This is a genomic window from Pseudomonas sp. SG-MS2 (assembly GCF_009933855.1).
GTDB lineage: Bacteria > Pseudomonadota > Gammaproteobacteria > Pseudomonadales > Pseudomonadaceae > Aquipseudomonas > Aquipseudomonas putida_E.
On the sequence record NZ_MOMO01000141.1, the window covers coordinates 1 to 11,145 of the forward strand.

8 protein-coding genes are annotated in these 11,145 nt (G+C 63.2%); 5 read left to right on the forward strand and 3 right to left on the reverse strand.

Annotated elements, in window-relative coordinates; all coding sequences use genetic code 11:
* Positions 1–210: hypothetical protein (locus tag BLX42_RS12085; protein WP_161871841.1), on the reverse strand; the 210-nt coding region annotated here is incomplete at its 3' end.
* 383 nt (positions 211–593) lie between these two features.
* Here BLX42_RS12085 and aceE point away from each other — a divergent pair.
* From aceE to BLX42_RS12110, 5 genes are all read left to right on the forward strand, one after another.
* On the forward strand, positions 594–3,239 hold the full coding sequence (aceE, locus tag BLX42_RS12090; RefSeq protein ID WP_012316622.1) for a pyruvate dehydrogenase (acetyl-transferring), homodimeric type: 2,646 nt from the start codon (positions 594–596) through the stop codon (positions 3,237–3,239).
* Between the two features lie 13 nt (positions 3,240–3,252).
* Entirely contained in the window at positions 3,253–4,896 is a 1,644-nt protein-coding gene (aceF, locus tag BLX42_RS12095; RefSeq protein WP_161871842.1) for a dihydrolipoyllysine-residue acetyltransferase, read from the forward strand.
* Between the two features lie 260 nt (positions 4,897–5,156).
* Entirely contained in the window at positions 5,157–7,847 is a 2,691-nt protein-coding gene (locus tag BLX42_RS12100) for a bifunctional diguanylate cyclase/phosphodiesterase (protein ID WP_046787526.1), read from the forward strand.
* Positions 7,848–7,952: 105 nt separating this feature from the next.
* Positions 7,953–8,621 (forward strand): peptide-methionine (S)-S-oxide reductase MsrA, encoded by a 669-nt coding sequence (gene msrA / locus BLX42_RS12105; RefSeq protein WP_046787525.1) that lies wholly within the window; start codon positions 7,953–7,955, stop codon positions 8,619–8,621.
* A gap of 3 nt (positions 8,622–8,624) precedes the next feature.
* Positions 8,625–9,248 (forward strand): glutathione S-transferase, encoded by a 624-nt coding sequence (locus BLX42_RS12110; RefSeq protein WP_046787524.1) that lies wholly within the window; start codon positions 8,625–8,627, stop codon positions 9,246–9,248.
* Positions 9,249–9,401: 153 nt separating this feature from the next.
* On the opposite strand, the gene creD is transcribed toward BLX42_RS12110, so the two are convergent.
* Positions 9,402–10,730: a cell envelope integrity protein CreD gene (gene creD / locus BLX42_RS12115; protein ID WP_125924601.1), complete on the reverse strand. Its 1,329-nt coding sequence runs from the start codon at positions 10,728–10,730 to the stop codon at positions 9,402–9,404.
* A 108-nt stretch (positions 10,731–10,838) separates the two neighbouring features.
* The coding region (locus BLX42_RS12120; protein ID WP_256671974.1) for an ATP-binding protein at positions 10,839–11,145 on the reverse strand (307 nt) is incomplete at its 5' end.

The following is an 11,145-nucleotide window of genomic DNA, read 5'->3' on the forward strand; positions in this document are numbered from 1 at the left end:
GGCAAACAGCATCGCCGGCTCACGCTGGGCCAGGCCGAGCACGAAGTCGCTGGCGGCGGCCACCTGGTCGAACTGGTGCTGGTGAGCCGGGCTCCAGGCGGTCGGATCGAGTGCCGGGTGGCTGCTCAGGGCATCGAGCAGAAACTGCCGATTACGGGCGACCAGCGGTTGCAGGGAGGCAGGCAGTTCGAGCGGCAAAGGCAGGCGCATGGTCTATCCTTGATCGGCGTGAAAGTGAGAGTAAAAAGCGGCCACGAGGAAACCGGACCCCGGTTGGACTGTCGTACAAAAGTTGGAAATAGCTGAAAAAAACGAATCATTGGCATGAAACATCAAGAATCACCCGCTCGCAGCACAACGCCAACCAACATGAACGTTTTTCCTCACAAGCCAAGGTGCGACCAAACGTCGCATTTGTGTAGTTTTACTACTACCCCGACCGTGCAAAAGCATGAAATGCGAAAGCAAATGTAGTAAAACTACACGCCGCCGGGTCACACTCCGGTAATCCAAGAATTCACGACGTCTGCCCATAAGGCCAGTCGCAAACTCAGGCCCCCGATTCTGGTGGCCTTTCCGCCCTGGAGCAAGCCATGCAAGACCTCGATCCAATCGAAACCCAGGAATGGCTGGATGCCCTGGAGTCGGTCCTCGACAAAGAAGGCGAAGACCGCGCTCATTACCTGATGACCCGCATGGGCGAGCTGGCCACCCGCAGTGGCTCCCAGCTGCCATACGCGATCACCACGCCATACCGCAACACCATCCCTGTCACCCACGAAGCACGCATGCCTGGCGACCTGTTCATGGAACGCCGCATTCGCTCGATGGTGCGTTGGAACGCGCTGGCCATGGTGATGCGCACCAACCTGAAGGATTCGGACCTGGGCGGCCACATCTCCAGCTTCGCCTCCAGTGCCACCCTGTATGACATCGGCTTCAACTACTTCTTCCAGGCCCCGACCGAAGAACACGGCGGCGACCTGATCTTCTTCCAGGGCCACGCTTCGCCAGGCGTTTACGCCCGTGCCTTCATGGAAGGCCGCATCAACGAAGAGCAGATGAACAACTTCCGCCAGGAAGTGGACGGCAAAGGCCTGTCTTCGTACCCGCACCCATGGCTGATGCCTGATTTCTGGCAGTTCCCGACCGTTTCCATGGGCCTGGGCCCGATCCAGGCGATCTACCAGGCGCGCTTCATGAAGTACCTGGAAGCCCGTGGTTTCATTCCGGCCGGCAAGCAGAAAGTCTGGTGCTTCATGGGCGACGGCGAGTGCGACGAGCCGGAATCCCTCGGTGCCATCGCCCTGGCAGGCCGCGAGAAGCTGGACAACCTGATCTTCGTCATCAACTGCAACCTGCAGCGCCTCGACGGCCCGGTTCGCGGCAACGGCAAGATCATCCAGGAACTCGAAGGCGTGTTCCGTGGCGGCGGCTGGAACGTCAACAAAGTCGTCTGGGGCCGCTTCTGGGACCCACTGCTGGCCAAAGACACCAACGGTGCCCTGCAGCGCCGCATGGACGAAGTCATCGACGGCGAGTATCAGAACTACAAAGCCAAAGACGGCGCGTACGTTCGTGAGAACTTCTTCAACACGCCAGAGCTCAAGGCCATGGTCGAAGACCTGTCCGACGACGAGATCTGGAAGCTCAACCGTGGCGGTCACGACCCGTACAAGGTCTATGCGGCCTACCATCAGGCGGTCAACCACAAAGAGCAACCGACTGTCATCCTGGCCAAGACCATCAAGGGTTACGGCACCGGTGCTGGCGAAGCCAAGAACACCGCGCACAACACCAAGAAGGTCGACGTCGACAGCCTGCGCCACTTCCGTGACCGCTTCGACATCCCGGTCAAGGATGCCGACCTTGAAAGCCTGCCGTTCTACAAGCCCGAAGAAGGTTCGGCCGAAGCCAAGTACCTGGCCGAGCGCCGCGCAGCCCTGGGTGGTTTCGTACCGCAGCGCCGCGCCAAGAGCTTCAGCGTGCCGACCCCGCCTCTGGAAACGCTGAAAGCAATCCTGGACGGCTCGGGCGACCGCGAAATCTCCACCACCATGGCCTTCGTGCGTATCCTCGCGCAGCTGGTCAAGGACAAGGACATCGGCCAGCGCATCGTGCCGATCATCCCGGACGAAGCCCGTACCTTCGGTATGGAAGGCATGTTCCGCCAGCTGGGTATCTACTCGTCGGTCGGCCAGCTCTACGAGCCAGTCGACAAAGACCAGGTGATGTTCTACCGCGAAGACAAGAAGGGCCAGATCCTCGAGGAAGGCATCAACGAAGCCGGCGCCATGTCGTCGTTCATCGCTGCCGGTACCTCGTACAGCTGCCACAACCAGCCGATGCTGCCGTTCTACATCTTCTACTCGATGTTCGGCTTCCAGCGTATCGGCGACCTGGCCTGGGCCGCTGGCGACAGCCGCACCCGTGGCTTCCTGATCGGCGGTACCGCCGGCCGTACCACCCTCAACGGTGAAGGCCTGCAGCACGAAGACGGTCACAGCCACATGATGGCGGGCACCATCCCGAACTGCCGCACCTATGATCCGACCTACGGCTACGAGCTGGCGGTGATCATCCAGGACGGCATGAAGAAGATGACCGAAGAGCAGCAGGACATCTTCTACTACATCACCGTGATGAACGAATCCTACCAGCAGCCAGCCATGCCGGCCGGTGTCGAGGAAGGCATCATCAAGGGCATGTACCTGCTCGAAGAAGACACCCGCGAAGCCGCGCACCACGTTCAGCTGATGGGCTCCGGCACCATCCTGCGCGAAGTCCGCGAGGCCGCGAAGATCCTGCGTGAAGAGTTCAACGTCGGTGCCGACGTGTGGAGCGTCACCAGCTTCAACGAGCTGCGTCGCGACGGCCTGGCCGTGGAACGCGCCAACCGCCTCAAGCCTGGCCAGAAGCCTCAGCAGACTTACGTCGAAGAGTGCCTGGCCGGTCGCAAAGGCCCGGTCATCGCCTCCACCGACTACATGAAGCTGTTCGCCGAACAGATTCGCCAGTGGGTGCCGAGCAAAGAGTTCAAAGTCCTGGGTACCGATGGCTACGGTCGCAGCGACAGCCGCAAGAAGCTGCGTCACTTCTTCGAAGTCGACCGCCACTTCGTGGTGCTGGCTGCCCTGGAAGCCTTGGCTGACCGTGGCGAGATCGAACCGAAGGTGGTGGCCGACGCCATCGTCAAGTTCGGCATCGATCCGGACAAGCGCAACCCACTGGACTGCTGAGGAGTATTTTTAAGTGAGCGAACTCATTCGCGTACCTGACATCGGCAGCGGTGAAGGTGAAATCATCGAGCTGTTCGTCAAGGTCGGTGACCGTATCGAGGCTGACCAGAGCCTGCTGACCCTGGAGTCCGACAAGGCCTCCATGGAAATCCCGGCCCCCAAGGCCGGTGTCATCAAGGAACTGAAGGTCAAGCTGGGCGATCGCCTGAAAGAAGGCGACGAGCTGCTGGTCCTGGAAGCCGAGGGCGTCGCTGCGGCGCCCGAGGCGCCAGCCGCCGCACCTGCCCCGGCCGCAGCTGCGGCTGCTGCCGAAAAGCCGGCTGCCGAAGCCGCCCCTGCGCCGGCTGCAGCCCCTGCTGCCGCCAGCGTGCAGGACATCCACGTGCCGGACATCGGCTCGTCGGGCAAGGCCAAGATCATCGAAGTACTGGTCAAGGTCGGCGACACCGTCGAAGCCGACCAGTCGCTGATTACCCTGGAGTCTGACAAGGCCTCCATGGAGATCCCTTCGCCCGCCGCTGGCGTGGTCAAGGAAGTGATCGCCAAGCTGGACGACGAAGTCGGCACCGGTGACCTGATCATCAAGCTGGAAGTCGCCGGCGCTGCCCCGGCTGCTGCGCCAGCGCCTGCCGCTGCTGCACCGGCCAAGGCTGAGGCTGCTCCGGCCGCCGCGCCTGCTGCCGCTGCCCCAGCTGCTGCCCCTGCACCGGTCGCTACCGCACCGGCTGCCGGCAGCAACGCCAAGGTTCACGCAGGCCCTGCTGTTCGCCAGCTGGCCCGCGAGTTCGGCGTAGAGCTGGGCGCGGTCACCGCGACCGGTCCGCACGGCCGTATCCTGAAAGAAGACGTGCAGGTCTACGTCAAGTCGGTCATGCAGAAGGCCAAGGACGCACCGGCAGCTGCTGGCGCGACCGGCGGCGCCGGCATCCCGCCGATCCCGGTGGTGGACTTCAGCAAGTTCGGTGAAGTGGAAGAAGTGGCAATGACCCGCCTGATGCAGGTCGGTGCCGCCAACCTGCACCGCAGCTGGCTGAACGTGCCGCACGTGACCCAGTTCGACTCCGCCGACATCACCGAGCTGGAAGCCTTCCGCGTTGCGCAGAAGGCCGTGGCCGAGAAGGCTGGCGTCAAGCTGACCGTGCTGCCACTGCTGCTCAAGGCCTGCGCCTTCCTGCTCAAGGAACTGCCGGACTTCAACAGCTCGCTGGCGCCAAGCGGCAAAGCCGTGATCCGTAAGAAGTACGTGCACATCGGCTTTGCCGTGGACACCCCGGACGGCCTGCTGGTCCCTGTGATCAAGAACGTCGACCAGAAGAGCCTGCTGCAACTGGCTGCCGAAGCCGCGGCCCTGGCCGAGAAGGCGCGCACCAAGAAGCTGTCGGCTGACGACATGCAGGGCGCCTGCTTCACCATCTCCAGCCTCGGCCACATTGGCGGTACCGGCTTCACGCCGATCGTCAACGCGCCCGAAGTGGCGATCCTCGGTGTGTCCAAGGCAACCATGCAGCCCGTCTGGGATGGCAAGGCCTTCCAGCCCAAGCTGATGTTGCCGCTGTCGCTGTCCTACGATCACCGTGTGATCAACGGCGCAGCCGCCGCGCGCTTCACCAAGCGCCTGGGCGACGTGCTGGCGGATATCCGCACCATGCTGCTGTAACACGCAGCCAGCCTGCCCTCCTTCAAGGGGGCAGGTACCCTTTTCGAGCTGCCACGCTCGTACCTCAACCCCGCCAATTGGCGGGGCTTTTTTTGCCTGCAGCGGCCCCCGTTTTTCAGCAGCCCTAAGGATTCCCGCCCCGCAGCCGAAAACATATACATGACATCCCTCATGGCCGCTTGCCAGCCTTCGGGACATGATGCAACCTTGCCAGATGCGCCGCCGCCCAGGCCGCGTCACCCTCTTCAAGCGAGTCTTCGATGAAAAGCCAACCCGATGCCGCCAGCCGTGTGGCGGCCGAGGTCGTCACGCAGCTTCCCGTGCCTTCACGGCTCGGCATGCTGCGTTTCGAAAGGCTCAACGAAGCCACCTGGGCAATGCTTTACCTGGACCCGGCCTGCGAACGCCAGTTCGGGCTGGCGGCCTCCCAGCTGTGCGCGCTGATCGATTCGCCGTATGCCAGCCTGATGGAGCCTGAAGCCCGCTACCGACTGCACGACGAGATCCAGCGGCAACTGAGCACTCGCGGCTACTATCGTGTGCGCTACACCCTGCACGCCCAGCCGCGCTCGCTGCGTCTGCTCGAAGCGGGTGAAGCCTACAAGCAGCACAACCGCCAGCTGTTACGCGGCTTTCTGACGGTACTCGACGACCAGCCTGAAGACGCTGTCGAAGTGGACGCCGACGACCTCGAATCGCGTAACAGCCGCCTGCAACTTGCCCTGCAACTCAACCAGCGCGCCCAGCAGGAGCAGTTGGAACACCTTGAGCGCGTACGCAGCCAGCAGGACCTGATCCTGCGCCTCGCCCGCCAGCGCTACAGCGCGGAAAACTCGCTGCTCGAAGCCGCCCAGCTGATTACCCGCAGCGCCTGCGAGATCTACAAGGTGGACTGCGCCAGCATCTGGCACCTGGAAGACCAGCGCCTGGAGCCGATCAGCGCCTGGTTGCGCAATGAGCAAGTGCATCGCCTGCCCGAAGCGATCGATGCCAGCCGCTTCCCCGATTACCTCGACGCCCTGCACGCCAGCCGCGCCATCGATGCCCACAACGCCAACCACGACCCGCGCACCCGTGAACTGGCCGAGAGCCTGTACGCCGACAACAATGCCATGCTCGATGCCAGTATCCGCGTCGATGGCCAGGTGGTTGGTGTGCTGTGCCTGGAGCAGACTGGCCAGCCGCGGGCCTGGCAGTCGGACGAAATCGCCTTTGCCGGTGAGTTGGCCGACCAGTTCGCCCAGGTCATCACCAACCATAACCGGCGTACCGCCGCCAGCGCCCTGCACCTGTTCCAGCGTGCGGTGGAGCAAAGCGCCAGCGCCTTCCTGCTGGTGAACCGCGACGGCGTGGTGGAGTACGTCAACCCCAGCTTCACCGCGATCACCCAGTACAGCACCGATGAGGTGCAAGGCCACCACCTGGCAGAGTTGCCCGCGCTGGAGAACCTCAGCGAACTGCTGTTCGATACCCCGTCGAGCCTGGCCATGGGCAACAGCTGGCAGGGCGAATTCAAAAGCCGGCGCAAGAACCTTGAGCCCTACTGGGGCCAGCTGTCGATTTCCAAGGTGTATGGCGACAACCGTGAGCTGACCCATTACATCGGCATCTACGAAGACGTCACCCAGACCAAGTTGGCCCAGCAACGCATCGAGCGCCTGGCCTACACCGACAACCTGACCAACCTGGGCAACCGCCCGGCGTTCATCCGCAGCCTTGACGAGCGCTTCGCCCGCGATGCCCAGAGCCCGATCTGCCTGCTGCTGGTGGACATCGACAACTTCAAGCGGATCAACGACAGCCTTGGCCACCAGACCGGTGACAAGCTGCTGATCAGCCTGGCCCGGCGCCTGCGCAACAGCCTCAGCGTTGGCGGCGTGCTGGCCCGCTTTGCCAGTAATGAATTCGCCGTGCTGCTCGACGACACCAGCCTGGAAGACGGCCAGGGCGTCGCCCAGCAACTGCTGCGCACCCTCGACAAGCCGATGTTCGTCGACAACCAGCTGATCAACGTCACCGCCTCGGTTGGCCTGGCCTGTGCGCCGCTGCACGGCAGTGACCCGACCACCCTGATGAAGAATGCAGGCCTGGCCCTGCATAAGGCCAAGGCCAACGGCAAGCACCAGGTGCAGGTATTCACCGAAGTGCTCAATGCCGAAGCCAGCTACAAGCTGTTCGTCGAGAACAACCTGCGCCGCGCCTTGACCCAGAACGAGCTGGAGGTGTTCTACCAGCCCAAGCTGTGTCTGCGCAGCGGCCGCCTGCTGGGGCTGGAAGCACTGCTGCGCTGGAACCACCCCGAGCGCGGCATGATCCGCCCGGACCAGTTCATCAGCGTGGCCGAAGAAACCGGCCTGATCATCCCCATCGGCAAGTGGGTGGTACGCCAGTCGTGCCGCATGAGCCAGCAACTGCGCGAGGCCGGCATGGGCAACCTGCACGTGGCCATCAACCTGTCGCCCAAGCAGTTCTCCGACCCCGACCTGGTAGCTTCGATCGCCTCGATCCTCCACGAGGAAGCCCTGCCTGCGCACCTGCTGGAGCTGGAGCTGACCGAGGGCCTGCTGCTGGAAGCGACCGAGGACACCCACCGTCAGCTCGACGAACTGAAGGCATTGGGCCTGACCCTGGCCATGGATGACTTCGGCACCGGTTATTCGTCGCTGAGCTACCTGAAGAAATTCCCGATCGACATCATCAAGATCGACCGCAGCTTCATCAACGAAATCCCCGACAACCAGGACGACATGGAGATCACCTCGGCGGTGGTGGCCATGGCTCACAACCTCAAGCTCAAGGTGGTGGCAGAAGGGATCGAGACGCCCGAGCAGCTGGCCTTCCTGCGCCGGCACCGTTGCGATGTGGGCCAGGGGTATCTGTTCGACCGGCCGATCCCGGGCCGGGAGCTGGCCGAAAGACTCAAGCGCTATCCGCGCGGTCCAATGGCCTGACAGCTGCGTAATCCTCGGGCACTATAGAACCCATTCGGGCCTCATCGCCGGCAAGCCGGCGATGAGGCCAACACCTGTCCAACTGAAAAACACAGAGGAACGGCCATGGTCCTGCGTTCGGAAATCCTGGTGAACAAAAACGTCATGCCAACCGCGGAGCAGGCCCTGCCTGGCCGCGAAACGCCAATGTCCCTGCCCGAGTTCCACTACGTATTCAAAGACACTCCACTGCTCGGCCCGTTCTTTGAAGGCAGCATCGACTTCGCCATCTTCGGCCTGGGTTGCTTCTGGGGCGCCGAGCGCCGCTTCTGGCAGCGTGAAGGCGTGGTCAGCACCGTGGTCGGCTATGCGGGCGGCTTCACCCCGAACCCCACCTACGAAGAAGTCTGCTCGGGCCTGACCGGCCACACTGAAGTGGTACTCGTGGTGTTCGACAAGGACAAGGTCAGCTACCGCGAGTTGCTGGCGATGTTCTGGGAACTGCACAACCCGACCCAGGGCATGCGCCAAGGCAACGACGTCGGCACCCAGTACCGCTCGGCCATCTACTGCACCTCGCCACAACAGCTCGAAGAAGCCAACGCCAGCCGCGACGCCTTCCAGGCCGAGCTGAACAAGGCCGGTTACGGCGAGATCACCACCGAAATCGACCAGGCGCCAACCGTGTACTTCGCCGAGGCCTACCACCAGCAGTACCTGGCCAAGAACCCGGACGGCTACTGCGGTATCGGCGGCACCGGCGTGTGCCTGCCACCCAGCCTGCAAGGCAACTGAGCCATGAGCACGATGACCCTGTTCCACTCACCGCTGTCGCCATTCGTGCGCAAGGTGATGGTCGTGCTGCACGAAACCGGGCAGCTTGAGCGCGTTGCGCTGCAGGGGGTGAACATTACCCCGGTCAGCGGCGACGACCAGCTCAACCACGGCAACCCGATCGGCAAGATCCCGGCCCTGCGCCTGGAAGACGGCACTGTGCTGCATGACAGCCGGGTCATCTGCGAATACCTCGACCTGCAGCATGTCGGCCTGCCGTTGCTGCCGCGCGAGGGCTCGGCACGCTGGCGGCGCATGACGCTGGTGTCGCAGGCAGATGCGATCATGGATGCGGCGGTTTCCAGCCGCTATGAGAGCGTCCTGCGGCCTGAGGACAAGCGCTGGGACGGCTGGCTTGAAGCGCAGAGCGAGAAAATCCGCCGCAGCCTGGCCAACCTGGAGCAGGAGCACCTGGCAGAGCTGATATCCGGCTTTGATCTGGCCGCAATTGGCGTGGCCTGTGCGCTTGGGTACCTGGACCTGCGTCAGCCTGGTTTTGGCTGGCGTGAGCGTCAGCCCGGGTTGGCAGCGTGGTATGCCGAGGTGGCCAAGCGGCCGTCGATGGTCGCCACAGCACCCGACACCTGATACACCGCAATCGCCGGCAAGCCGGCCCCCACAAGGAGGGGGCCGGCTTCCCGGCGATTGGGCCGCAAGGCAACCCTCGGCCTCAGCGGGGTATCACAGGAAACAACTGCCCAATCCTGCGAGCCAGCCACCGCCCGATCTCTCTGTCCTCCCTCATGCCGCCCTCCCCACCCGCGCCCAGTCCAGGCGACGGGTCAGCACCATGAACACACCCAGCAAGCCAAAGCACAGCAGCGACCCCATCAACAGCGCATAGTCCTCGGCACTGAGCAGCCCATAGAGCATCGCGTACAACACCGCCAACCCCGCCGCAAAACCCACCCCACGCACCAGGCTGCGCAATACGTGGCTCAGGTAGAAGCCGAGCAGCAACACGCAGGCCGAGGCCGACAGGCCATATGCCAGGCCAAACCCGATGTGTTCGGACAACGAAAGCAGCAGCAGGTAGAAGAACGCCAGGGCCACCCCCACCAGGATGTACTGCACCGGGTGCACACTGAGGTTCTTCAACACCTCGAACAGGAAGAAACCGGCAAAGGTCAGGGCGATGAACAACAACGCGTATTTGATCGCCCGCTCACTCTTGAGGTACTGGTCCACCGGGTCGATGAAGCTTACCCCGAAGGTCCGCTCGCTGAACTCCGCACACTGCCCGCCGCTGGCACATTGGCGCAGGGCATCTTCGAGGTTGGTGGCGAAGAATGACGTCTGCCAGTGCGCGCTGAAGCCTTTGTCGTCGATTTCGCGGCGGTTGGGCAGGTAACTGCCAACGAAGCTTGGGTGCGGCCAGTTGGCGCGCATGTCCACGCTGCTGGTGCGGCCCACTGGCAACAGGTGCAGTTGCCCGGTGCCTTGCAGTGCCAGATCGAAACCGTAGTTGAACCCGCGGGCCTGCTGGCCATCCAGTTGCGGCAGCGCGACGTGCACGCCACTGCGCAGCCAGTCCAGCCCGGTACCGGCTTCAAACGCCAGGCGCTGGTTATCGATGTTGAGTTCCAGGGCATTTTCAATGCCGCGGATGTCGCTGATGCCAACCACCAGAAACGGCTTGTCGAAGCGGTAGTCATCGAAGTCCTTGTCGATGCCCCAGCGCTCCGGCAGCTGGAAACGCCCCGAAAGACGCCCTTGGGCATGGAACAGCCGCGCCTGGTAGATACCCCGCTTACGCAGTTCGGTGTCCACCCCTAGGTCTGCATCGAAGGTTTCCGGGAGGAAGTACAAGTGGCCGGCGATAGTGCTGGTTTCCTGCACGCTCTGGCCGTCCTTGTCGATCCAGCGGCGCTGCACCTTGCGGTACGGCACCACCAGCAGCGGGCCACTGATCTGCTGGTCGAAACTGGCGCTACGGGCGATGTCGTGCAACACACCGTCGCGCAGGTTCTGGCGCTCGTCGATCAGGTTGTCGATCATCAACAGGGGAATCAGCAACAGCAAAATCAGCAGGGCAATGGTGCCGAGCTTGAAACCGAGGGTCTTGTTCATGGGGCCTCCTGTGGCAGTGGGCGCAGTGTCTGCGCCCTGCGTGGAGGCCTTGGGGAGATTGTGTGGAGATTCGGTGTTTTTTGGGGCAACGCAGCGGCCCCGACAACCTCAGCTGATGCGCCGCTCCGGCAGCCAAAGCCTGACGCGTACCCCGCCATCGACGTTGCTCACCGCCAGCGCCCCGCCATGCAGTTGCATCACCTCGGCCACGAAGTTCAGCCCCAGCCCGGTACTCTTGCGCCCACTCCCCGGCCGCGGCAGCGAATAGAAACGCTCGGCAACCCGGCCGATGGCGTAGGCGGGTATCGCCTCCCCCTGATTGAACAGGCTCAGCGCCACACGCTCGCCATCGCGCTCCAGCTCGAACAGCAGCGCGCCGCCCGGCGGGGTGAAATCCAGCGCATTGTCGAGCAGG

Excerpts from the sequence above, each read along its gene's own strand:
- aceE (WP_012316622.1), top strand. The coding sequence starts at position 594 with ATGCAAGACCTCGATCCAATCGAAACCCAGGAATGGCTGGATGCCCTG.
- BLX42_RS12100 (WP_046787526.1), top strand. The coding sequence starts at position 5,157 with ATGAAAAGCCAACCCGATGCCGCCAGCCGTGTGGCGGCCGAGGTCGTC.
- msrA (WP_046787525.1), top strand. The coding sequence starts at position 7,953 with ATGGTCCTGCGTTCGGAAATCCTGGTGAACAAAAACGTCATGCCAACC.
- BLX42_RS12110 (WP_046787524.1), top strand. The coding sequence starts at position 8,625 with ATGAGCACGATGACCCTGTTCCACTCACCGCTGTCGCCATTCGTGCGC.
- creD (WP_125924601.1), bottom strand. The coding sequence starts at position 10,730 with ATGAACAAGACCCTCGGTTTCAAGCTCGGCACCATTGCCCTGCTGATT.